Origin of the sequence: Bacillus sp. RIT 809 (assembly GCF_016892495.1) — a bacterium.
In the GTDB taxonomy this organism is placed as follows: domain Bacteria; phylum Bacillota; class Bacilli; order Bacillales; family Bacillaceae_G; genus Bacillus_A; species Bacillus_A cereus_U.
The window spans coordinates 41,072-65,203 of record NZ_JAFEMR010000012.1 but is presented as its reverse complement, the minus strand read 5'-3'; the positions used below and the strand labels follow the sequence as shown (position 1 = coordinate 65,203).

The following is a 24,132-nucleotide window of genomic DNA, read 5'->3' as shown; positions in this document are numbered from 1 at the left end:
TCCTACCACTATCGGTAGGAACCTTTTATTTTAATGAATAATTTTACTTCCTTTTGCGTTCTCAACAAACTTTTCACTTGATTTGTTAATTGGTTTTTTCAGTAATAATGCAGCCACAACCATGATTACTACGAAAGCACTTAACACAAGTAAATCTCTAGTTACTATATCCCAAAGCATTCCACCTACGGTTTCACGAATTGCACTAATAGCATATGTGAACGGTAAGAACGGATACAGTGCTTGGAAGAACGGTGGTGTCATTTGAATTGGGAACGTGCCGCCCGATCCTGCTACTTGCAGTACCAGTAAAATAATTGCCATCGATTTCCCAACGTTTCCGAAAATAGAAACGAGTGAGTACACGATACAAACAAATACTCCCCCAATAAATAAACTAAATAACACAAACCAGAATTTATCGACTACGTACGTACCGAGTAAGAATATATCACCCATCGATACGATAAACGCCTGTGAAAGACCTATCGTTAAGAATGTTAATAAACGTCCAAAGTATATTTCATGGCTCTTATAATTAGCGCCCTCTTCATGTACTTCTACCGTTAATAGTGAAACCATTAATAGTGCGCCTACCCATAATGCAAGCACTGTATAGAATGGTGACATTGCTGAACCGTAGTTCGGCATTGCAAATAATTTATTCTCTTTTAAATTCACTGGATTTGCAAAGTAGTCACTTTGCTTTTCAACATCGTTTTTCAATAAGCGTATGATGTCTTTTATATCCTCTTCAGATTCAAAATCACGAATTTTATCTGCTAATTCTTTAATCTTTTTCTCAGTCTCCGGCATTTCAGCTTTAATGTCTGCTAATTTCTTTCTACCGTCTACTAAGCCTTTTGATGAATCTTCTAGTAATTTTTTAACATCTGGAAGCTTTTTGTCTGCATCATTTAAAATTTGAGTTGTATTTTTCGACATCTCTTTTGTACGAGCAATTGCTGTATTGAAGCCTGGTACAATTTCTGCATCATACGTCGATAATACATCTGTTAATTGAGCTGATCCGCCTTTTGCTGCATTGTTAATACTTTCAATTACATCTTTTGTAGGCTTCTGCCCATTATTAATAAGTGTAATTCCCTTATTCGTTGCATCTACACCTTTTTGTAAACTACTTTTCGCTTTATTTAACTTTGTAATTCCATTATTAAGGTTTTTATCACTATTCACATCTGCTAAAACCTTATTTGTGCTTTCTAGAACTGGAATCATATCGTCAATTAAACCGATGCCAGATTGGAATTGACCATTTAAGCTGTTTAAAGCCGCTTTTGATCCTTCTAAACCGTTAACACCTTTATTCTGTAAATCCTCCATTGCTTTTTGGACGCTAGATTTAGTACTTTCAATACTATTTTTCGCTTTATCGTAATCTGCTTTTGCATTATCATATGCTGCATTTGCATCAACTTTAGCTTGATCTACTGTACTAACTGCTTTTTGATAATCTGCTACAAATGTTTCATTGTAATCTTTTTCAGCTTGATCAATTAATGCATTTGCTGCATCTAATTTTTGATTAGCTACATCTGTTACATCTTTCTTTACTTCTTGTCCTGTACCAATAACATTTACAATATCTTTAATTCCGTTATTCGCATTTTCCATGCCGCCTTTAAGCTTAGTTAAGCGATCCACTCGTCCTTGGAAAAAGCTTTTACCAAAATCAGTCGTCACGGATTTCTGAAGTTCAGTAAATACATTGATAAGATACGCAATGCCATCTGTACGAGCTTGCAATTGATCTGATACAGCATTTAAATCTTTCTTTGCTTGTTCTGGATCAAATTTTCCATTTTGCAATCCATTTACAACACTTTTCCCATAAGCTGTTCCTGCACGGGATGAACTTAAAACATTATTGACTGTTTGATTAATATTTTGCGCTATATTTTTATAACCATCACTATTCAACTTAGAAAGGTCCGGTCTCGCGGGGAATTCAGGTAATCCATTCATTCCAGACAAATCAGGAATAGCTAAATCCACACCCGGATTCATTAAAAAGTCAGTAAATGCAGCTGCACTATCCATAACACCTTTTGCTACTACTAAATCATTTCTTATCGTACCTGGAGCATTTTTCAACGTTTGATCTTGATTCGCAAAGAACTTATCTAAATTTGCCAACGCTTCTTGCCCATCATTTATTACACTCTCTACAACAGGTAGATCTTTTTGTGCTACTTTCACGATATCTTCCGCTCGAGTTGCATCATCTAACGCCTTATCCATAAGTGTATTCATTTCTGGGAACTGCGCTTCTAACTTAAATACAAGATCTTTTACCTTCTCGATACTTGGTAAGTTTGTTTCTAAATCGATTCCAAGATCATTGAAGATTTTAAAAATCTCACCGTTTGCTGTTTTAACAAAGTTTTTACTAACCTCTTCTGTAAGACCCGATGCACCTTTAGCTGTAATCTTCGGTGCAATGGCATTCACTTTTTCATTTACGTAATAATCAATTTCCGGTTTCTGTGGATTTTCATTCAAGACTGTTGCAATCTTTTCAGAAAAATCTTTTGGAATAGTAATACTTGCGGAATAATCTCCACGCTCTACTCCATAAATTGCTTGCTTTTCATCAACAAACTTCCACCCGAAATTTTTGTCCTTCTTAAGTGAATCTACAATTTCTTCCCCGATGTTAATATCTTTCCCTCTTAAATTTGATCCAACATCTTGGTTAGAAACTGCAATCTGGATTCCTTTCGTATTTCCGTAAGGATCCCAAGAAGCTTTAATGTTAAACCATGCATATAACGATGGTAAAATCATTAACCCTAAAACAATAACAATTGCAGCCCAATGTTTGGCTACATTCCGTAAATCTGTCTTATAAATACGCCAAATCTGTTTCATATAAGCAATCACCTAATTATATATTTTTCTTTCTTTAGAAAATGATACATACATTTTGCAATTATATCACTTTCTACATCGTGGATTAAACGAAAACATACTATTTTTCCCATTAAATATTTCACTTACTTCATTATATAACGAAGTTAAAAAAGTATGCATACAAAATGACCAAATTAGTTTTACATTCAATAATAACAAATATATAGGAAATGTCATAAAAAATACAAGTATTTTCTCTTGGGAATACTTGTATTTATCAAAAAACCCTCCCAGCTTTTCATTATCTGTGAGGGTTTCTTCTATTATATATCTAATTGTACTTCTACACCGAAATGATCAGAAATTACATTTCGATTTGTTCCATTAAAAATGACTTTTGAAGAATTAACTGTTTTACTTTGATTGCTTAATATTAGGTCGATTCGTAATTTTTGTTTATTTTCATCCCAACCAGCAATCTCTCCTTGGACAGTTGTTCCTTCATCCTTCTCTATCGCTAGTTCATATGTGTCATATAAACCTTTTTGCATCGTATACTCATAACCCTCTCCTTCCAAACGAGCATTGTTATTAAAATCACCCATTAAGAAGAAAAGTTCATTGCTATTTACACGCTCCATTAAACGATCAACTTGGTCTTTGAATGATTCTTCTTCATCATTCCACCAACCGAGATGGCAAGAATAAAACGTTATATTCTTATCATTATAAGCAATTGTTGCACTTACAATTTTGCGTGTTTTCCAATACGTTGTATCCTTATTTTTTGAGACAAAGAACGTATCTTCCTTTACAATGTTGTGCTTTGTTATAATTGCTAATCCTTCTTCGTACACATCATATCCAATATGAGAGGAATCCCAAATAATATTGTATTCTTTTACGTTTAATGCTCTTAACTCTTCTAGCAGTAAAAGTCCAAAATTATCTTTTTTCTTGTTACCGCATACATTTTCAGCTTGTATAGACTGACTTACTTCTTGTAATGCGATCACATCATAATCTTCTTCTTGAATTGCTTTAGCAAGATACTTTATTTTTTCAATTTGATTCTCTTCTTGCCAAGAGTGACAATTTAAAGTTAGCAATTTCATATTATTACGCACCTAACATATCTTGAATGTCTGACTTTAATACGTCAGCTTTCGGGCCATATACGGCTTGTACACCTTTATCTTTAACAATAAGTCCTAAAGCACCATTTTGTTTCCATTGTGCTTCTGGTGCAACAACATCTAAATCTTTTACTGTTATACGTAAACGTGTCATACAAGCATCTACGTCAGCAATATTATCTTTTCCGCCCAATAAATCAATAACTTTTGTTGCTAATGAACCATCTTGTACATTTCCTGTTCCTTCTGATGACTCATCTTCATTATCAATATAGTTACCTGCACGTCCTGGTGTTGGTAAATTGAATTTTTTAATTAAGAAATTGAATAACGTAAAGTTAAGACCGAAGAACACTAATGAAACAATGACAAAGTTAATTAAATCTCTTGTTAATCCTGCATTGACCATCATTGGTGTACGTGTAATTAACTCAATAAATCCAAATGCATGAACACGTAAATCAATTAAATCTACTAATGCGAATGCAAGTCCTGTTGTAATTGCATACACAACATATAATACTGGCGCAATAAACATGAACATGAATTCAATTGGTTCTGTTACACCTGTTAAGAATACTGCTAATGCAGCTGATAAGAACATTGGTTTATATTTTGCACGTTTTTCCTTATCAACATTACGGAACATCGCAAATGCAATCCCCATTAACGCTGCTGTTGAGCCGATAACTTGTCCAGCTTTGAAACGAGCTGGTACAACGTTATTTAATAAATCGTTATATGCTTTCGTATCTCCATTTGCTAATAAGTTATTTAAATCTGTAATCCATGCAAGCCATAATGGGTCTTGTCCTGCTACAACTTGTCCAACTTTTGAACCAGTTAACATCGTATATGTTCCGCCTAGCTCTGTGTAGTTCATCGGAATCGTTAACATATGATGTAATCCAAACGGTAATAATAAACGTTCTAACGTTCCGTATACAAACGGTGCAACAATTGGTGCACTGTCTTTAGATGCTGCAATCCAGCGACCAAATTCATTTAATCCACTTTGGATAAATGGCCATACAAGTGATAATACAATCGCAGTAACTGTAGACCATACAATTACAACGAATGGTACGAATCGTTTTCCATTAAAGAATGCTAATGCCTGTGGCAGTTTATTATAGTTATAGTATTTGTTATATAAAGTAGCTCCTAGGAAACCTGTGATAATCCCTACGAAAACTCCCATGTTTAATGCTGGTGCACCAAGTACAGAAGTAAAGTAATCTTTTACAAGTAAATCTCCTGCTAATGATGAAGAAACTGTCGCTTTTGAATCCGCTAACATTTGAGCGTTTACGCCAAATATAGCTCCTGTAATTCTGTTTGTTAAGACGAATGCTAATAGTGCTGCAAATGCACCACCTGCGCGATCCTTCGCCCAAGATCCCCCAATTGCTACTGCGAATAAAATGTGTAGATTTGTAATAATTGCCCAACCGATGTCTTCCATTACTCGAGCAATTGTATGAACTGCGTTAATATCCCCAGAAGACATCCCAATTAACTTACCGATCGAAATCATTAAGCCCGCTGCTGGCATTACAGCTACAACAACTAATAATGCCTTCCCGAACTTTTGCCAAAAATCAAAAGACGTAATTTTCATCTGTTCTTCCTCCCCTTTATTTATAACAACATAATGATTTAAATTATAATTTCTGTTTCTCTTATGAAAACGATTCCTTCTTTTTTGTTACGCAACCGTTTTCATAAATCTATTTTAATAAAAGCGTTTTCACATTGCAATAGAAATTTATTTTTTTTAATAAAAAAAGATGCTCCAAGAGCATCCTTTTTTATTATGAAATGCGATAAGCCCTTGTTTCATAAGGTTTTAACGTGATTGTAGTTAATTTATCATGCTCGGCAACTTTATAGTTATTTAAAAGCAAACGTTTGCGTTCTAGTGCAAATTTCTCCTCATTATACACTGCTTCCTCTTTCGAGATATTACTAATAACAATAATTTTTTCATCGTTTAATGTACGAGTATATGCGTAAATTTGCGGATTATCTTCTAAAAGTAAATCATACGTACCATAATTTAATACATCGTTCTCTTTTTTCAAGGCAATCATTTTTTTATAGAAATTGAAAATAGATCCCTCTTCATTTTTCTGCTTTTCAACATTAATTTCTTCATAATTTGGATTCATGCCAAACCAAGGTGTTCCCGTTGTAAAGCCAGCATTACTTTCAGCACTCCACTGCATAGGTGTACGTGAATTATCACGGCAAGAAGCCCATATAATTTCCATCATATCTTGATGCGATACTCCTTCTGCAATTTTCTCACGATATAAATTTTTAACTGCTACATCATCATAATCTTCAATATTTGGGAACTGAACATTTGTCATACCAATTTCTTGTCCTTGATAAATAAACGGTGTGCCGTGCATAAAGAAATACATCGCACCTAAAGCCGTTGCACTTTCACGCCAATATTCTTTATCATTTCCCCAAGTAGACACAATACGTGGCTTATCATGATTTTCAATGTATAAAGCATTCCATCCCTTATTTTCTAAACCTTTTTGCCACTTTGTTAATACTTTTTTCAACTCAACAACGTCAAGATCTTTCTTCTTTTCTGCATCCCATAAGCTTAAATGCTCAAACTGGAATACCATATTGAATTTACCGTTCTCTTCTCCAACCCAAAGATCAGCATCTTCAACTTTCACACCATTTGCTTCTCCAACAGTCATAATATCGTATTTAGCAAATGTATTTTCTTTTAATTCTTCTAGTAATGGCTGAATACCATCTACATTCATATGTTTGTCAAAAGAAGGCACATACTTTAACCCTTTTGGGTTTGGCATATCCTGTAAACCATCTTCTTTTTTTATGTGGCTAATCGCATCGACGCGGAAACCATCAATACCTTTATCAAGCCACCAATTAACAGTATCATATAAAACTTCACGAACTTCTTTATTCTCCCAGTTTAAATCTGGTTGTTTACGCGAGAATAAATGTAAATAATATTGCTCTGTCACTTCATCATATTCCCATGTAGAACCATTAAAGATACTTTCCCAATTGTTTGGTTCCGCGCCGTCTTTACCATCATGCCAAATATACCAATCACGCTTCGGATTGTCTTTAGAAGAACGTGACTCAATAAACCACGGATGTTCATCACTTGTATGATTAATAACTAAATCAATAATAAGCTTCATATCACGCTTATGAACTTCATCTAGTAATGCATCAAAGTCTTCCATCGTACCAAACTCATCCATAATATCTTGATAGTCACTAATATCATAACCATTATCGTCATTAGGTGATTTATACATTGGACAAATCCAAATTACATCTATACCTAAATCTTTTAAATAATCCAGTTTTGCAATAATACCTTGTAAATCTCCAATACCATCACCATTTGAATCCATAAAGCTACGTGGATAAATTTGATAAGCGACAGCTTCTTTCCACCATGTCTTATTCATACTAATTCTCTCCTTTTGCATCCCATCGGATTTTTTTATGCAAACGTTTTCGTAACACTATCATAACAAAATATGAATAGTTTGCAACTGTTTTCATTGAACTCTATGTAGATTCCTGATTCTTATGCTTTATTTATTTCTCACAAAGATAAAGTGGAACTTTAATCAGTGTGGGCTGTCCATCCCCCACTGATTATTAGCCCTTACCAATCGGACTTTTACGAGCAGCCCTATCTTCTTGCTTCAGCCGGATTGTCTTACTGCTCGGCAAATAACGGGATAAATCTAATCCTTCTCCTCTTCTCGTCCATGCGTGTTAAATATACTCTTCATATACTAATACAAGCTCATATTATTTCAGAAAGGAGATATAAATTGAAACAAACAAAATTAACTGGTCGTATCGTCGTTCCCTCGGATCCTGAGTATGACATAGCCCGAATAAATTTAAATTTAAGCATTCCAAAATTCCCTTGTATTATTGTTTTTTGTCAAAATAAAAATGATGTGTGTAACGCCTTAAAATGGGCACGTGAGCGTCATATACCATTTCGCTTAAGAAGTGGACGTCATAGCTACGAAAACTTCTCTCTTTTAAATGGCGGGCTTATTATTGATGTGAGTGAAATGAAGCAAATTACGGTTAGTACAAGGAAATTAACAGCAACAATCGAAGCTGGTGCAAATCTCGGAACTGTTTATAAAGAACTTTGGAAATATAGTGTTACAATACCAGCTGGCACAAGTGCAAGTGTCGGAATTGTGGGGTTAACACTCGGCGGTGGCATTGGCATGCTTTCACGCTTATTTGGACTAACATGTGATCAATTAGTAGAAGTCGAAATGGTACAAGCGTGCGGAAAATTTGGTGCAAAAATCATTCGCGCAAATGAACGAGAAAACTCTAGCCTGTTTTGGGCATGCCGCGGCGGTGGGGGTGGGAATTTCGGGATTGTTACTTCCTTAACTTTTCGAGTCCATCCTATAAAAAACGTCTCAATTTTCTCGCTTACATGGGAATGGGAAGACTTTATTGCTGCATTTCAAGCTTGGCAAAACTGGGCACCTTATATAGATGAACGTCTCACTTCATCAATTGAATTATTCTCCAAACAACGAAATAAAATCGAGGTGAAAGGTGAATTTGTTGGCTCTCCCTCTGAACTCTATCCTCTATTATCTCCTCTTCTTGAAACTGGTAACCCCTCTCTCTTTATAGATGAAGTTCCTTATATAAAGACTGTTCAATTCTTTAATAGTGGTAATATCCCTGAAAAATTTAAGCGCTCTGGTTCCTATGTATATAAAACGATTCCCCTTAAAGGCATTCAAATCATGCAACATTTTCTTTCTCATGCACCAAATAAAGATGCGAGTATTTGGCACCAATCACTCGTAGGTGCTGTGGAAAATATTTCTTCGAATGAAACAGCTTATTTCCACCGCAAGGCAATTATTGCTCAAGAATATATTACTTCCTGGAAATGCAACGATGAAGAAAACCGAAATATACGCTGGGTTAAAGATTTACGGGAAAGCTTAGATCCTTACACACTGGGAGACTATGTCAATTGGCCGGATATCGACATAAAAAATTGGCAAACTAGTTATTATGGCTCTAATTTTCAAAGGTTGCGTAAAGTGAAGACAGCATATGACCCTTGTAATGTTTTTCGTTTTCAACAAAGCATTCCTCCTTCCCATATGTAAAAAGGAAGAACAGAATTCTGTTCTTCCTTTTTACATTGAAAATCGTTCAATCGTTTGTTTCAAATCAGCTGCTTGCTTCTCTAAATCCTTTAATAATCGATCGATTATCACCATGTTTTTAGATTGTTGTCTCGTTACACGTGTCACTTCTTGTGAACCAGCTGACGTTTCCTCAGCAATTGCTGCTACAGCCTTTGTTTGTGCTCCTGTTTGATGAATGTGACTCACTTGTTCATTCATATAACTACTAATTTGCTTGGTTGCATCGGCTACTTCCATAATACTTGATGACATTTCTTTTAAAATTAATTCAGTAGCTTCCCCGCGTTTCGCCTCTTCTTTAGCTTTTTTCACTTGCTCGGTCATTTTCATCGCGACTTGTTGCACTTCATCTTGCATATTCCGTAATAACTGCGATATGTTTCTTGCAGAATGATCACTTTCATCAGCAAGTTTACGTACTTCTTCTGCTACAACTGCAAAGCCTCTTCCATGTTCTCCTGCACGAGCTGCCTCAATAGAGGCGTTGAGTGCTAATAAATTGGTTTGGCTAGCAATCTCACTCACAACAGAAACAATATGTTCAACTTGTTTCATTCGTTCTTCTAACTGCTGTACATTTCGCATCGAATCTTCATTTTCTTTCGCCAATGTTTGAATACCTTGAATTAAAGAATTAAAGACACGTGTACTTTGTCCTAAAGCTTGAACCATTTCTGAAGACAACCCGTCAGACTGTTTTGCTTTTTCTTCTACTTCACTCGCAATAGAAGTTGTTGTATCAACAGTAGAAACAATCGCCTGAATCGATGCTGCTGATTGCTCCGCGCCGAAAGAAATCTCTGCAAGGGTCTCAGATACACCTTGTGCTTGCTTCGTCGCTTCCCCTGTTTGTTTTCTAATTTGCTGAACTTGATTATTTGTATACGAAAATGTAGTATCAATATTTTTTACCATGCCCCTTAAGTTCCCTAGCATCATATTAAATGCAACACTTAAAGATTTAATCTCATCATCTACTTTTGGCAACGGGACATCTTCCCGAATATCACCATCAGCCGCTTTCCTTGCAGCTTCCTCCAACTTTCGAAGTGGTTTAATTAAAAATATTGCTGCTCCATACGCTAAAATTCCAGACCATACTACACCTAATAACATGACGATAATATTATAAACAGTTCGACTTACATAAATTTGAAAATAATCATATATAACGTAAATAAAAAATAAGCTTGTTGAATATGTAATGAAAGCTAAAACTGTAGTGAATAGCATAAGTTGTGTACGTAAGCCAAAGGAAAATGTCTTCCTTTCTTTTTCCATCTCTTCTTTCCCCCTTATTGTAAGTACTACATATATATTATTATCCATATTTTCGTTATAGAAAGATATAGGGATTTTAAAAATCATTATTTCTTTGAATATCAAACTATATGAAAAAAATAAAGGATTCTGACAATTTATGACTAATAACAGAAATACGGGGCAACATTTGTAAATATATTTTTGACTGGGGGTTTTGTATGATTCAAGTTCGAAATCTAGTAAAATCATTCGGATCACTTGATGTTTTAAAAGGAATTGATTTAGAAGTAAAAGAAAAAGAAGTTGTTGTTTTAATCGGCGCCAGTGGTTCCGGCAAAAGTACATTACTTCGCTGTCTTAACTTTTTAGAAATGTACGATGAAGGTGAAATTCACTTACAAGGTGAGCGAATTGATCCAAAGCATTCAAATTTAAACAAAGTCCGTGAAAATGTCGGTATGGTTTTTCAGCACTTTAACCTATTTCCTCATATGACCTCACTAGAAAACATCATAGAAGCACCTATTCACGTAAAAAAATTGGAGACAGCAAATGCAAAGGAGATTGGAAATCAACTCCTACAAAAAGTCGGCCTACAAGATAAAGCAGATGTAACTCCCCACCTCCTTTCCGGTGGTCAAAAACAACGAATTGCGATTGCACGAGCTCTTGCCATGAATCCTAAAATTATGCTATTTGATGAACCTACCTCAGCTTTAGACCCTGAACTTGTTGGAGAAGTGTTGCAAGTTATGAAAGAACTTGCTGAAGAAGGAATGACAATGGTTATTGTTACTCATGAAATGAATTTCGCAAGAGATGTAGCTGACCGCGTTATCTTTATGGATGACGGGAAAATTGTAGAGGATGCTTCGCCAGCGCAATTTTTTTCCGCTCCATCGCATGAACGGGCAAAGCAATTTTTACGCAACGTTTTATAATGTAACTTCTGTTTCAAACATAAAGAAATTCATTCATACGGGACACAACTAATTGTCCAAATAAAATATCTCCATAGCATATTGAAAACAATCCGTATGATCAATATATAGGAGGGGTTTTATGAAAAGAAAACTATTAACCATTGTTGCGAGTATTACATTATGCACATCCTTCATACTGGGAGCCTGTAGTAAGGAAAGCTCTACCACTTCATCTAATGGTCAAAAAGAATTTCGTTATGCGATGAGTGGTTTATACAAACCTTTTAACTATAAAGAAAATGACGGGAAACTTGTCGGTTTTGATGTAGAAATAGGTGAAGCTCTCGGGAAAAAGATGGGAATGAAACCTGTTCCTGTTACAAATCCTTGGGAAACATTGATTCAAGGTCTACAATCAAAAAAATATGATGTGATATTAGGAAGTATGGCAATTACAGAAGAACGATTAAAAGCCGTGAATTTCTCAAATCCATATTATCGCTCTGGTGCACAAATTTTTGTAGCTAAAAAGAATACATCTATCTCTTCTCCAGAGGACTTGAAAGGGAAAAAAATAGGTGTTGTAAAAGCAAGTACTTTCAAAACCCTTGTTGCAAAACATACAGATCAAATTACAGAATATGATAGTGATATTACTGCACTTATGGACTTAGAACCAGGACGTGTAGACGCAGTTATTACTGATCAAATGGTTGGTCTTCGTATGATTAAAGAAGGTAAATCAAATATAAAAGAAGCTGGAAAACCGTTAAACCTTGATGAAATGGGAATTGCTATTCATAAAGACAATAAAGACATGGTCGAAAAGGTAAATAAAGCGCTAGATGAAATCATTAAAGACGGCACGTATGAAAAGATTAGTAAGAAATGGTTTGGGCGTAATATTCTTGGAGACGAGGCAAAAACAAAGTAAGTTAGCCATTTAGAGATTTCATAAATTATGCCCCACCTTGTATGTGGGGCATTTCATTCCCTACTAAAATCCATACAATATGAGGTGACACATATGTTTGAAATTTTTATCTCTACCTATCCCACACTCTTAAAGGCTACTATTGTCACATTACAATTAACATTAACATCCTTATTACTCGGTTCACTAATTGGATTACTAGTCGCTTTCTTTCGAATCTCTAACAATAAGGTTTTAAATAGTATTGCTCATGTATACATCGCCATTATTCGTGGTACACCTTTAATTGTTCAAATTGCCATTCTCTATTTTGGGATTACATCCGTTGTTGTTTTTACCCCTTTTTGGGCAGGAGCAATTGCTTTAGCAATTCATAATGGGGCGTATATTACAGAAATTTTCCGCGGATCAATTCAATCCGTTGATCGGGGACAATTGGAAGCTGCTCGCTCTTTAGGGATGCCTTACCCTTTAGCGATGCGCCGGATTATATTACCACAAGCATTTCGTCTATCTCTTCCCCCTCTAGGGAACCAATTTATTATTGGATTAAAAGATTCTTCACTTGTCGCTTATGTAGGAATGTCCGAATTATGGGGATCCGGTTTATCAATTGCCGCAGGTAACTTCCAGCAATTAGATACATATATCATTGTTGGTGTATACTATCTCGCACTAGTTCTTCTATTTACTTATTTTGTTAGTCTTCTAGAAAAACGACTACAACGGAAAGAAAATAACTCTGTCCAAGTCAAGACAAAGAACAAGAAAGAAGTTTCTTTATAACAAAAAGCAAGCTCTAAAAGAGCTTGCTTTTTCATCGTAAAATATATCTATTATTGATTTGCTTTTTTTATAGTCTCTTTTTCCTCTATATGTTCCTCACGATATGAAATATTATGAGGATCCAATCCATTTCCTAAAGAACCATAGAAATGCTCCCTATGCGGATCAACTAATTCACTTCCGTGATAATACACACGTGGTGTATTCCAAAGTGCTGCCAATGCTTTTGTCATCGGCATTTCGTGATAGCGTTCCGGCCACATTTCTTTAATTTTATCTTTTACTAATGGATAGTATTTAGAACTCATAGCAGGAAACAGATGATGTTCTGTATGGTATGAGAAATTGAAATGTAAAACGTCTACCCAGCGCGGCACTGTTACTGATAAACAGTTTGCTAATGGATCATTTACTGGAACAATTGGATTTAAGCGGTGATTTGTTGCGATATACGCCATTACAATAAAGTTAGCAATTAACAACGGAATCACGTATGCAAAGAACCACTTTGCAGGTCCCATAATAAACAATAAACTAATCCAAACTGTCCAGGGCAAAAGAAGTTGAAGCCATACAGATTTTTGATTGGATGACTTAAATTCTTTTATAAAATGAAAGAACATTCGAGTCGAATGTAACGTAAATTGAATTGTTAGTGACAGAAAACTAAAGAATGAACGTACATGAAGAGGCATGCGATATACCCAACTCAAAAACTTACTCTTTTTCAGTTTCTCAAATGTCGGCCATGCATCTGGATCATTCTCTTCATGCTGTGTGTGAACATGATGCGTTGCATTATGCCACTTTCTCCAAAGTTTTGGGCCAGTTGATAATGGCATAAATGCTATCGCACCTAAAAAATCACGAAGCCATGCCTTTCTTACAACTGTTCCATGTAAAATTTCATGTCCTAAAAACCCAAGTGAAGCAAAACATAATCCAAGAACAATTGCAATTCCTAGATTTACCCACACATTCAATTCAAATACACCGATCGTTATTAAACCAGCCAATGCCACAAGTAAATAAGCCAGTCCACCAAATAAACGATTAGGAACTGGTTTAAATGCTTTTTTCGGCAAATGTGGTGATACACGCGCTGCATACCACCCAAACGTATGAAGCTCCTTCATCCTTTTGCCCCTTTCTTATGCCGCGCCCTGCGCAACTTGCATATATTAATTCTTGCTTCCAGATTGATTTTACTACGTGATCCAAAAAGCATTTATCATAAGGAAAATATACTCACTCTATCGTCACTTATTTTTCCGCTTTTATTATCAATGAAAAACATTTCTCTTTTTACTCTCTATCAACCTTTCCACATGATGAATCATAACAATAGAATTTCTATATTGTCAACAACTTTTATGACCTAGTAATAAAAGTTGGTTATATTTTTATAATTATACTTTATTTCACTAAAGAAAAAGCATAGATTTCATAAGGCTTTATCCGCTATATATACACATCCACTTAAACAACACAGACTCTATCTCATTCAAGAACTCTCTATGTAATCAACAAATGGAATCACTTGAATTTAGCTTTATATAAATCCTACTTCTTCATACTGCCCCAATAAAATAATTATATTAAAATAATTTTATCTTTCGTTTAATAAAAATAGAACGCTACGAAAACAACATACATGAATTCCATATAATATGGAAATATTAAAAGGAAAATTGTTCTAATTTAGGAGGTTTTCAAAATGACAGATGACACATTTCCGCAGTTACCATCATCCTATTGGATTGAATCTACTCAATTTCCTACTTTTCCTCATTTATCCGAAAATATAAAGACCGAAGTTGCCGTTATCGGAGCTGGTATTACAGGCATTACCACCGCCTATTTACTCGCTAAAGAAGGAATGAAAGTCGTTTTAATTGATTCTGGTTCTGTTTTAAATGGAACAACTGGGCATACAACCGCAAAAGTAACAGCCCAACATGATCTCATTTATGATGAATTAATAAACAATTTTGGTGTTGAAAAAGCTCAACTTTACTACGAATCAAATAGTAAAGCTCTACAATTCATAAATGAGACTGTACAAACATATAAAATCGACTGTAATTTCACAAATGAAGATTCTTATTTATATACAACTACCAATAATGGCCTGCGAAATTTAACGAAAGAATATGAAGCCTATCAAAAGTTAAATATACCTTGTGACTATGTTCAATCTCTGTCGATTCCTATTCCCGTACAATCTGCACTTGTGATGAAAAATCAAGCGCAATTCCATCCCCTCCTTTATTTAAAAACACTTTTAGAAAAGTTTGTGGAAATGGGCGGAATGGTTTATGAGCAAACAACAGCTATTGATGTGGAAAAAGGAGATTATCCACAAGTAATTACAAAGGGTGACCATCGCATCACTTGTAAATATATTGTCTCTTGTTCACATTTTCCTTTTTATGATGCTAATAGCTTTTTCTTTACGCGAATGTACGCAGAACGCTCCTATGCTCTCGCAATAAAAGCAAAAACAGATTATCCAGGGGGCATGTATTTAAGTATCGATGATCCAAAACGCTCCATACGTTATACGACAAGCAATGGAGAAAAGCTGATATTGATTGGCGGAGAGAGCCATAAAACAGGCCAAGGAATTAATACGATGCTTCATTACGAAGCACTCTATTCTTTTGCTGAAGCAACTTTTGGAGTAGATGAAGTTCCCTATAGATGGTCAGCACAAGATTTAATCACGCTAGATAAGCTTCCTTATATCGGACATATTAACGAAAGGAATCCAAATATATTTGTGGCAACTGGATATCGTAAATGGGGAATGACGACTGGAACTGCAGCAGCTCATTTACTGAAGGACTCCATTCTAAAAATCCACAGTCCATATAAAGAACTGTTTGCACCATCACGCTTTCATGCAAATCCAGATATAAAAACTTTCCTCTCTCAGAACATTGATGTTGCTAAACACTTAATTGAAGGAAAAATTGAAACCGCATTACGTAAGCCAGAAGATCTTGAAGTTGGCGAAGGATCTGTTGTACATGTCAACGGTAAACGAGCAGGTGCTTATAAAGATAAAGAAGGAAAATTACATATCGTCGATACAACTTGCACACACCTCGGCTGTGAAGTTGAATGGAATAACGGTGATTGTACGTGGGATTGCCCTTGTCACGGTTCCCGTTTTTCAATTGATGGGGATGTTATGGAAGGTCCAGCAGATCAACCATTAAAACGAGTTGATAACGAATAATTACAGATTCAGCGTGAATTTTCATTTACTCCCTTTCGTAAGACTAATCGTAACTAGCGCCGTTTTCTTTACTCCTAAAACACAAAAAAGAGCACAAACTCACTTGTGCTCTTTTTCATATACTTCAAACAACATATTTCGAAATAATGTATTCAAACTCTCAATATCAATCCCTAATCTCTTTTCAATACCTTTCACGTATTGCTGATAATAATCAATTTGTTCTTCTAAAAATTGATTTAGCACCTCAATTTTCAATCCAACGTCCAATTCAGTACCTGCTTTTTTCTTTATTAATAACTTTTCAATTTCATCTAACACGCTACGTTCTAATATTAATTCTGTAATCAATCGATCAAATTCTACAGGAGGCAAAGTCGATTTCTCCTCTAACCATTTACAAGCTAAAATAGGACGTAATACATAAAAGTACTTTTTCAACTTTACATTCTCACCTTGCAAAAATTCACGATAGTTTTTTGAAGCCATATGTAAGTAATGATATATCGTTGATTTCGGATTAAAATCCTTTTCACTCATTTGCTGAAGTTCTTCTGGAAGGTTAGAGTTTTTCGAATAAAAAATCGGTGATCTAATCCATTCGAGTAACGCTGGATTAGATTTTGCAAATAGTTGCAATGCCTTTTTAAGATCCCAGCCACTTATGTCTAAATCATCACTAATTGGATATTCGATTACATCACGCTTATCATGGATTGATAAATACCATTCTACAGGGTGTATATAAACAAACCTAACATCATAATCACTATCTTTCGATGGAAATCCCCACGCCCGGCTCCCTGATTCTACAGCGAATAAAATTTTCACATCATTCTCTTTTTCAATTCTTTCTAGTTCCAACTCAATTTTCTCTCTCATTTCATACCCTCCCCATTTTTTGATCATTTCCCTGGAAATTCGACAAATATAAGACCAATTTTACCACATACTAAAATAGCTGTCAGAAAATTCCCGACAGCCTAACAAAACACCTATTTTTTCTTTTCGATTACAGTAATTGCAATTCGTTCAATCTCTTTTTGGATTTCTTCTTTATATGCATCGACTTTTGAAAAATCCATAGCGGCAATATAAATTCGTTCTAATTTATCACGAACTGATTTTGCCTTTGCTAAGAAAGACATCGCCTCATTCATTTTTGTTTTATACTGAATTGAAACGTCGCGAATTTCCGTAGCATATTTTTCATCTGTCCCTGGTGCAACAATGAGATCATACATATCGATAATCTCATCCCCCTCACGGCTTGGGAAGTACTCATGCGGTGCTGTGCTATCAAAAATGGCAAATCCTAATTCCCTTACAATAATCATATCGAGACTATTTGGATCAAATCCACAATGATACACTTCTACTTCAAAACCTTTTTCTTCTGCTGCCTTAGCTAATTTTTTAAGCATCGTTGATTTTCCAGAACCTGGGCGACCTTTTATAAAATAGCGATGCGGAAGCCCTTCTGTCAAATTAGGAACGAAATCAACTGCTCCCTTCGGTGTAGCAGCCCCTAAGAAACGATGTTTCACAATTGATTTCTTCCCGCCTTTATCTGCAAATAATTTCTGTATAAGCTGATCTGTTAATTCGTTTGCTTTATTAAAATCAATGTTATTAATATATATTTTCTCCCACTCATCATGTATAACTAGCGCCTCTTTAAAACACCCGTAAGCTGCTTGAAAGGCTTTGCTTGCTTCTGAAACAAATCGTTCAATCTCTATTTTCTGCTTTCTTAATTTATCTGAGTCCCAAGCAACGCCTAAATTTATATACTCTTCTACAACTCCAGGCATTTTCGGCTCAATAACGTGCGGTGATGTACCGTCAACAATCCCTACTTTTAATTTTGGAATAATCACACCATCAACTGATTTATTGTCAGAAGAACAATGTAAAAATTCAATATTATACCCTTTATCGACCCATTCACGCCCTATTGCCTTTATTAAAGAAGATTTTCCCGTTCCTGGGCCTCCCTTTAAAATAAACAACCTGTCTAACCCCTTCAAATTCTCTTCGTATAAGCTGTGAAATCCTCTAGCTGTATTTCCACCGGCATAATAATTCAATACATTCCCTGTCACTGCACTCACTCCTTCGCAGCATTCTACTTACATAAGCTACAATATGCGAAAATCTTTATTTGGGTGAATACCTATTTTGTATTGCACTAAAAAAGCAAAGATCACTTTTGACCTTTGCTTTTATATTTTTTATTTAAGTTAAGAAAGAATTGTTCCACCCTTGGACGTACCCAAGCTAAATAATCTTTATCTTTCTTCTTTGTACAAGCTATCTCTTCTCCATCTATCATTCCGACAAGCTCTAGCTCTAACAGTTGCCTCGTGAATGCTAGCATATTTACTTCTTCTGCCGGATACTCTTCTTTTAATTTCTCCTCAATTTCTCCTAATGAAAAACCGTCACGCATCATTGCTAGTGCATCAATCCAAAGTGGCGGCATTTCATATGTTTCTCCTGTAATTGTATCTTTTACAATATAATTTAATCTCTCTTTTCGAAATTGAATTGTATGTAAACATACAGTTGAATTCAATGTTAATTCCATCATACCACCCCTTTCATCATATCTGCATAGAAAAAAGGATGCGCGTGCACCCCTACTTTTCTTTTCATAACACTACCGAACCGTTACATGAGCTAAAAGCTCTATGTCGATATTTTCCTCCATTATAAACGAAGTGTTTTATAAAAAAAACCCTTCTTTAAACATTTTATAAAATGTTTATATTTACACAACAAGAACACTTTTCTGAAAAGTAATTTCTTCTAATGTACTACACTGTTGGTAAATAAATTTCTACTTTCGTTCCTACCCCCATACTACTTTGAATCGCGATACTCCCTTGATGTTCTTCAATAATTTTATATGTAATCATTAATCCAAGTCCTGTACCATTCTCTTTTGTTGTATAAAAAGCTTTTCCGATCTTTTCTATTTCCTCATTTTCTATCCCAAAACCTTGATCTTCAACAGAAATACACAAGTTCTCTCCAACTTTTTCATATGCATGAATCTGAATATCCCCACCTTCTGGCATCGATTCAATTCCATTTTTGATGATGTTTAACAACACTTGTTTTAATTGCTTATCATCACCATTTATAACGGGTAAATTTCCATCTACTTGCAAATGAAATTTCACTTTATATTGAGTCGCATAGCTTTCCATTAACTGTACAACATATAAAAGGATTTCCCGTATATTACACCCTTCATAATTTGTTGGTTTCGGTTTTCCTAATAACATCAATTCACTAACAAACTCATTAATTCTCTCAATTTCTTGCAGCATAATCTCATAGCTCATCGTATCTTCAAGATTTCTTTCTTTTTGAATCTGTGTAAATCCTTTTAAAGCTGTTAATGGATTTCGAATTTCATGAGCGATTGTTGTAGACATAGTCCCAATAACAGCTAAATTTTCTGTCTCTTTCATATTGTTCATCATCTCAAAAACTGTCCTTACATAAGATTGAAATCTCTTTAATAAAGAATGCGAAATGATGAAAAAGAATATACATAATACAAGCGGAATCACAACTTTTACATCTTGTAATATCAAAGTAAAAAATACATATTTTCCAATTACACTACAGGAAACGAAATAAAAATATTTTCTATTCACGAAAATCGGTGCAAATAAAATTAAAAATATTTCAACCATATTTCCCTGTTCAAAAACACGATCACTGTGTAAATAAATCATTAAGTTATTAATAAGATCAATAAGCATGTACCCAATTAAAAATAAATATTTTACAAAATATACATAACCTTGTTTTTGAAGATATATTGAAATAGGAAATAAAGATATTACTAATATATATACACCTATTCCCATACCACCTTCTGGCCACCCTACCCTTGCTTCATTAATATTCATAGCAGGATAAACGAAATAATAAATAACATCATATAAAAAGAATATAATATAGAATAATAATATAAATACTTTTAAAGCTTCTCTTTCTTCATAAATCAAGCTCTTGTATTTGTTCATATAAAAACTCCTCTTGATCAATACCAAAAAAACATTTCAACTATTATCTCTTTAAATTATAATTATGAAATTGCTTTCAGTGCAACATGTAACCTTCTCATACTATAAAAGGAAGGAGATACAGCTCCTTCCTTTTCAGTCACAATTTATATCCATCTTACCCTATCATTTAGCAATCCATCTGTAAAATTATTATGTCCTACTACAAAATCCTTCATATATAAATTTAAATATTCCCCATACTTACTTTCAGTATTTAATAATAATTCTTCTACATAATAAGCACCTTGTCCAAAAGTATCTAACAGTAAACTACATAAACCAGCATAAATTCCACACCCTACTTGAAAGTACGTCGCATTTGTTTTATATTTTTGAAAAACTTGGCTACTATTCATTACATTATACATGTATGTCTCATTATTTTCATAAACGAGTAACACACCGACTAAATCTTCTCCTATAATATCATCTTCTGCTGGATTAAATACTTTACGATTCCAATTCCATAAATCTTCCACTTTATCTAAGTTCTGTCTAATTAAGTTTGTTGTATACTCATTAATCCGATAAAGAAAACCCACTTCCATATTAAAAGATTTTCCCAAGATTAATACTTCTTCATGCGGCATTAAGCAACCATAAAATTCTTTTTCACCTAAATTCACTTTATACTCTGAAGCATATACATCCTCATAAAAGTAAAGTGGACGATGATGGCTCATATACATAGGATAACTCCATATCGCTTCATCAAGAAAACGCTCTACTGCCCATGATGCATAAAGTGTATGAGGTTTTATTAGCCCTTTATCACCCAAAAATGAATTATCATGTTCTACAATATAGCATGCTCGCGGCTTTTCATTTGGACGTTCTTTCATAAGTTCAACAACCATCCATTGAACAACACCCGGATTCATACCTGAGCCTATAATCGCTCTTGTATTTGTAAATGTTTCTTTCTCCTTCTCAAACCTCGTATACCTTTCAGTAAGCTGAAAACCAAGTAAACTATCGTCTTGATCTACTGCCTCATTTTCCAAAGCCGAATTAATGTAACAAATGCCAAGGTCATTACAACAACTCAGTACCCTAATCGTATCTGCCCCTGAAACATCAATAACAACCTTCGTTCTTTTTTCTTTTAAATGTTGTTTAAATTTGACTACATCTTGAAGGTTTATTTCATATAAAAAAAATTGCCCTTTCAGATTTGGAAACAACTCATCATAATAACTTTTATCTTTTTGTTTTATATCCACCAAATGGAAGTTCACATTCTTTATAACTTCATAAATTGGATCTTTTTCATTTACTACCGCTTGATTCAAAATTGCTAACACTGCTTTTGCTGCCCCACCAGCACTGCCAAGTAATGTAATCGAAAACGCATTTGGAAACTGCTCCACAAACAAAACCCCTTTAATAGATTAGTTGAGCAGTACTTCCTCAAAAAATGAATTGAATACAATAAAAGATAGCTCGTACAGATTTTTTATAATTTCGTACAAGATTACCTCTTCATAAGTAAAAAACAGTAACATACTTATATATTCAATTCGCTTTCCCCCTCATACCCAAATAGCGGTAAACAAATAGGCTCGACCTTTTCTTCCGCATATATAAAAGAAAAAGCCAGCCCTTTAAACTAGCCTACGGACAATGGACAGATTTCACATGTTGAATATTCACGTACATTTTTGCGTCACGTGCTTTTAATATTTCAATATGTCCTTCATCAATTTTCGCCATTTTTCCAATTTTATTAGATTCCTCACCTAAATCAAACACCATAATTCTCCCAGCCATTTTAATAAGCTGTTCTTCAAACGTTCTAGCTAAAGTAATATTTAAGGGATTTACGGGGAGTTCATTTTTATTGAGGGAATAAGGTACTTGGTTCTCTTTATAAGGAATTAACCATTTCAAATGCTTTAAAGATATATATACCGTTCTATAAACTGGGCTATAAAAAACAATATAATCGTTCATTACACTTGTAACATAACCGTGTATTGGAGCATTTCCTGCCACATAAATTTCTGTAAAAATTCCTTTAGATGTACTTAATACTTTTCTCAAAGAAATTGAAGGTGATTCCCTCTTAATTACAGAATCCACATCTGGTTTTAATATTTCTTCATCATACTCTCTTAAAAATCTATAATATTGAATATGATATAAAGATATATATACATAGTCTTGTCCATTGTAAAGAACAACAATATCATTCCCTACATCAATTAATACACCTTTAAATCTTTTTTCACCGATTAATTTAACGTATATATTTTCTCCAATATTTTTGTTTAACTCATTCATCTATATCCTCCTTTCTATGGAATTGCACTTTTCTGTCTTCCATTTCTAAAAAATAATCAGGGGCAATGTTCTGTCTTTTAATAGTAAGAATTCTTTTTCATATACCGCGAAATTATTGCAGCGAAATATGAAATCGTTCTTCACTTTCAATCATAATGCCCCTCTTATTTATTAAACATTATTCTTTTTCATTCTTTTTACTTTTAACTACTTGACTCACACTCTTAATATGAGAATTAATTACATAAATGACTTCATCACAGTTTACTAGTGTAATACAATTATCATGTATATCACTTAATAAACCTTCCACACACTCTGGTCCACCACGATTAATCTTTATCCACTTATACTTCAAGTCATTTAATACATCTAAAAAAGTATCTTCATCAGCGTAGAAACATGAACCATAGTCTCCTTGTGCTTCTTTCACTTTCTTGACTAGACTCTTCACATGTTTCAGTTGATAATACACCACTTCTCCAGGAGGTAATTGTAGTGTAAGGTAATCTTTTCCTAACACTGACAGTACACCTACTCGACTTTCCGGTCCGCGAAGATTTACTTTTACATTCTCACCGACTAAACCTTTGATTTGATCACAGCATACTACACCCTTCAAATTCGTATCCTCCTTTCTGTATTATCTTCCTCTACTTGATTGTCTTTGTGCGCGAGCTCGACTTGAATTATTGCTGTTTTCATTACTTTTCTCATCGCTACTCTCATCACTACTCTCATCGCTCTCTCCACTTACTGGTGCATTATAATTAACACTTTTAATATGAGATAGTGCAATTAATACAACTTCTTCTTTTATAATTAACGTTACATGATCGCTAGAAACATCTTGTAAAATACCTTCAATTTTCTCTGGACCACCACGATTAATTTTTACCCAGCGGTATTTGAAGCCTTGAAGTAGCGTTTCAAAGTCTTCTGCACTGTCTTCTTCCGGCCATACAGAATCACCTATCCCACCCTCTTTCGTATTTTTTGTAATGCTTTTCAGATGGCGAAGCTGGTAGTAATGGTACTCTCCTTTTTCATTCTGTAATACGAAGTAGTCCGCATATACTGATACTATTGCTCCTTTTTGAGATTCTGGTCCACCTCTGTTTACTCTTACATAAGATCCAATTAAACCTTCCAAAAAATCCCAATTAAATAAACTCACGAGAAAACCCCTTCCATTAATTTATAAGCTTTTGCACTGATAGTATATGTATCTGTACAGGTTACGTTCTCTATGTTTGTCCCCGCTATGAAAAAATATGCTTTTAACATGTAGTACTAATACCTACGAAACCTTCCTCCGCTTAAATGAATCCTAGGGTTTCCGGTAATTTTTTATATCTTAATACAAAAAG

At 34.5% G+C, this 24,132-nt stretch carries 18 protein-coding genes and 2 pseudogenes; 5 read left to right on the top strand and 15 right to left on the bottom strand.

Annotated features, from left to right (window positions below):
- Nucleotides 1–30 precede the first annotated feature (30 nt).
- The 4 genes from JTF23_RS14525 to JTF23_RS14510 form a co-directional block, all read right to left on the bottom strand.
- Nucleotides 31–2,892: a YhgE/Pip domain-containing protein gene (locus JTF23_RS14525; protein WP_204209063.1), complete on the bottom strand. Its 2,862-nt coding sequence runs from the start codon at nucleotides 2,890–2,892 to the stop codon at nucleotides 31–33.
- A gap of 305 nt (nucleotides 2,893–3,197) precedes the next feature.
- Entirely contained in the window at nucleotides 3,198–3,989 is a 792-nt protein-coding gene (locus JTF23_RS14520) for an endonuclease/exonuclease/phosphatase family protein (protein WP_016103423.1), read from the bottom strand.
- 4 nt (nucleotides 3,990–3,993) lie between these two features.
- On the bottom strand, nucleotides 3,994–5,631 hold the full coding sequence (locus JTF23_RS14515) for a PTS transporter subunit IIBC (RefSeq protein ID WP_204209062.1): 1,638 nt from the start codon (nucleotides 5,629–5,631) through the stop codon (nucleotides 3,994–3,996).
- A gap of 193 nt (nucleotides 5,632–5,824) precedes the next feature.
- The gene (locus JTF23_RS14510) at nucleotides 5,825–7,489 is read right to left on the bottom strand and encodes a glycoside hydrolase family 13 protein (protein WP_204209061.1); all 1,665 of its coding nucleotides are present in this window, start codon (nucleotides 7,487–7,489) and stop codon (nucleotides 5,825–5,827) included.
- Nucleotides 7,490–7,864: 375 nt separating this feature from the next.
- Here JTF23_RS14510 and JTF23_RS14505 point away from each other — a divergent pair, with 375 nt between their 5' ends.
- Nucleotides 7,865–9,199, top strand: coding sequence for an FAD-binding oxidoreductase (locus tag JTF23_RS14505; RefSeq protein ID WP_204209060.1), 1,335 nt, complete (start codon nucleotides 7,865–7,867; stop codon nucleotides 9,197–9,199).
- Nucleotides 9,200–9,229: 30 nt separating this feature from the next.
- On the opposite strand, the pseudogene JTF23_RS28485 reads toward JTF23_RS14505, so the two are convergent.
- Both JTF23_RS28485 and JTF23_RS28480 read right to left on the bottom strand, forming a co-directional pair.
- Nucleotides 9,230–9,811 (bottom strand): annotated as a pseudogene (locus tag JTF23_RS28485) (methyl-accepting chemotaxis protein); the annotation flags it as partial.
- A 360-nt stretch (nucleotides 9,812–10,171) separates the two neighbouring features.
- Nucleotides 10,172–10,357 (bottom strand): annotated as a pseudogene (locus tag JTF23_RS28480) (HAMP domain-containing protein); the annotation flags it as partial.
- 365 nt (nucleotides 10,358–10,722) lie between these two features.
- On the opposite strand from JTF23_RS28480, the gene JTF23_RS14495 reads away from it, so the two are divergent.
- The 3 genes from JTF23_RS14495 (at nucleotide 10,723) to JTF23_RS14485 (ending at nucleotide 13,147) form a co-directional block, all read left to right on the top strand.
- Complete coding sequence (locus JTF23_RS14495) at nucleotides 10,723–11,445, top strand: amino acid ABC transporter ATP-binding protein (protein WP_002113623.1); 723 nt, start codon at nucleotides 10,723–10,725, stop codon at nucleotides 11,443–11,445.
- Nucleotides 11,446–11,566: 121 nt separating this feature from the next.
- The gene (locus JTF23_RS14490) at nucleotides 11,567–12,361 is read left to right on the top strand and encodes an ABC transporter substrate-binding protein (protein WP_070138681.1); all 795 of its coding nucleotides are present in this window, start codon (nucleotides 11,567–11,569) and stop codon (nucleotides 12,359–12,361) included.
- 93 nt (nucleotides 12,362–12,454) lie between these two features.
- Nucleotides 12,455–13,147 carry an amino acid ABC transporter permease gene (locus JTF23_RS14485; protein WP_002159445.1) on the top strand — a complete coding sequence of 231 codons (693 nt, stop codon included), beginning with the start codon at nucleotides 12,455–12,457 and terminating at the stop codon, nucleotides 13,145–13,147.
- 50 nt (nucleotides 13,148–13,197) lie between these two features.
- Here the strand turns inward: JTF23_RS14485 and desB are convergent, their stop codons facing one another.
- Nucleotides 13,198–14,283: a Delta(10) desaturase DesB gene (gene desB, locus JTF23_RS14480; protein WP_204209058.1), complete on the bottom strand. Its 1,086-nt coding sequence runs from the start codon at nucleotides 14,281–14,283 to the stop codon at nucleotides 13,198–13,200.
- A 581-nt stretch (nucleotides 14,284–14,864) separates the two neighbouring features.
- Here desB and JTF23_RS14475 point away from each other — a divergent pair.
- A complete protein-coding gene (locus JTF23_RS14475; RefSeq protein WP_002159447.1) occupies nucleotides 14,865–16,391 on the top strand; it encodes an FAD-dependent oxidoreductase in 1,527 nt (508 codons plus the stop codon).
- Nucleotides 16,392–16,490: 99 nt separating this feature from the next.
- Here JTF23_RS14475 and JTF23_RS14470 read toward each other — a convergent pair whose 3' ends face one another.
- From JTF23_RS14470 to JTF23_RS14435, 8 genes are all read right to left on the bottom strand, one after another.
- Nucleotides 16,491–17,273, bottom strand: coding sequence for a nucleotidyltransferase domain-containing protein (locus JTF23_RS14470; RefSeq protein ID WP_204209057.1), 783 nt, complete (start codon nucleotides 17,271–17,273; stop codon nucleotides 16,491–16,493).
- A gap of 113 nt (nucleotides 17,274–17,386) precedes the next feature.
- The gene (locus tag JTF23_RS14465) at nucleotides 17,387–18,496 is read right to left on the bottom strand and encodes a PRK06851 family protein (RefSeq protein ID WP_204209056.1); all 1,110 of its coding nucleotides are present in this window, start codon (nucleotides 18,494–18,496) and stop codon (nucleotides 17,387–17,389) included.
- Nucleotides 18,497–18,597: 101 nt separating this feature from the next.
- Complete coding sequence (locus JTF23_RS14460; RefSeq protein WP_033710503.1) at nucleotides 18,598–18,981, bottom strand: hypothetical protein; 384 nt, start codon at nucleotides 18,979–18,981, stop codon at nucleotides 18,598–18,600.
- 229 nt (nucleotides 18,982–19,210) lie between these two features.
- Nucleotides 19,211–20,437, bottom strand: coding sequence for an ATP-binding protein (locus tag JTF23_RS14455; RefSeq protein ID WP_204209055.1), 1,227 nt, complete (start codon nucleotides 20,435–20,437; stop codon nucleotides 19,211–19,213).
- Nucleotides 20,438–20,583: 146 nt separating this feature from the next.
- The gene (locus tag JTF23_RS14450; protein WP_016103415.1) at nucleotides 20,584–21,849 is read right to left on the bottom strand and encodes a hypothetical protein; all 1,266 of its coding nucleotides are present in this window, start codon (nucleotides 21,847–21,849) and stop codon (nucleotides 20,584–20,586) included.
- 244 nt (nucleotides 21,850–22,093) lie between these two features.
- Nucleotides 22,094–22,762, bottom strand: coding sequence for an LSm family protein (locus JTF23_RS14445; RefSeq protein ID WP_002159453.1), 669 nt, complete (start codon nucleotides 22,760–22,762; stop codon nucleotides 22,094–22,096).
- 178 nt (nucleotides 22,763–22,940) lie between these two features.
- Complete coding sequence (locus JTF23_RS14440; protein ID WP_078173532.1) at nucleotides 22,941–23,384, bottom strand: spore coat protein; 444 nt, start codon at nucleotides 23,382–23,384, stop codon at nucleotides 22,941–22,943.
- Nucleotides 23,385–23,405: 21 nt separating this feature from the next.
- Nucleotides 23,406–23,939 carry an LSm family protein gene (locus JTF23_RS14435; RefSeq protein WP_016103413.1) on the bottom strand — a complete coding sequence of 178 codons (534 nt, stop codon included), beginning with the start codon at nucleotides 23,937–23,939 and terminating at the stop codon, nucleotides 23,406–23,408.
- Nucleotides 23,940–24,132: the final 193 nt, after the last annotated feature.

What these genes read in the sequence shown, in the direction of transcription:
- JTF23_RS14525 (WP_204209063.1), bottom strand. Translation starts at nt 2,892, where the DNA reads ATGAAACAGATTTGGCGTATTTATAAGACAGATTTACGGAATGTAGCC.
- JTF23_RS14520 (WP_016103423.1), bottom strand. Translation starts at nt 3,989, where the DNA reads ATGAAATTGCTAACTTTAAATTGTCACTCTTGGCAAGAAGAGAATCAA.
- JTF23_RS14515 (WP_204209062.1), bottom strand. Translation starts at nt 5,631, where the DNA reads ATGAAAATTACGTCTTTTGATTTTTGGCAAAAGTTCGGGAAGGCATTA.
- JTF23_RS14510 (WP_204209061.1), bottom strand. Translation starts at nt 7,489, where the DNA reads ATGAATAAGACATGGTGGAAAGAAGCTGTCGCTTATCAAATTTATCCA.
- JTF23_RS14495 (WP_002113623.1), top strand. Translation starts at nt 10,723, where the DNA reads ATGATTCAAGTTCGAAATCTAGTAAAATCATTCGGATCACTTGATGTT.
- JTF23_RS14490 (WP_070138681.1), top strand. Translation starts at nt 11,567, where the DNA reads ATGAAAAGAAAACTATTAACCATTGTTGCGAGTATTACATTATGCACA.
- JTF23_RS14485 (WP_002159445.1), top strand. Translation starts at nt 12,455, where the DNA reads ATGTTTGAAATTTTTATCTCTACCTATCCCACACTCTTAAAGGCTACT.
- desB (WP_204209058.1), bottom strand. Translation starts at nt 14,283, where the DNA reads ATGAAGGAGCTTCATACGTTTGGGTGGTATGCAGCGCGTGTATCACCA.
- JTF23_RS14475 (WP_002159447.1), top strand. Translation starts at nt 14,865, where the DNA reads ATGACAGATGACACATTTCCGCAGTTACCATCATCCTATTGGATTGAA.
- JTF23_RS14470 (WP_204209057.1), bottom strand. Translation starts at nt 17,273, where the DNA reads ATGAGAGAGAAAATTGAGTTGGAACTAGAAAGAATTGAAAAAGAGAAT.
- JTF23_RS14460 (WP_033710503.1), bottom strand. Translation starts at nt 18,981, where the DNA reads ATGGAATTAACATTGAATTCAACTGTATGTTTACATACAATTCAATTT.
- JTF23_RS14455 (WP_204209055.1), bottom strand. Translation starts at nt 20,437, where the DNA reads ATGAACAAATACAAGAGCTTGATTTATGAAGAAAGAGAAGCTTTAAAA.
- JTF23_RS14445 (WP_002159453.1), bottom strand. Translation starts at nt 22,762, where the DNA reads ATGAATGAGTTAAACAAAAATATTGGAGAAAATATATACGTTAAATTA.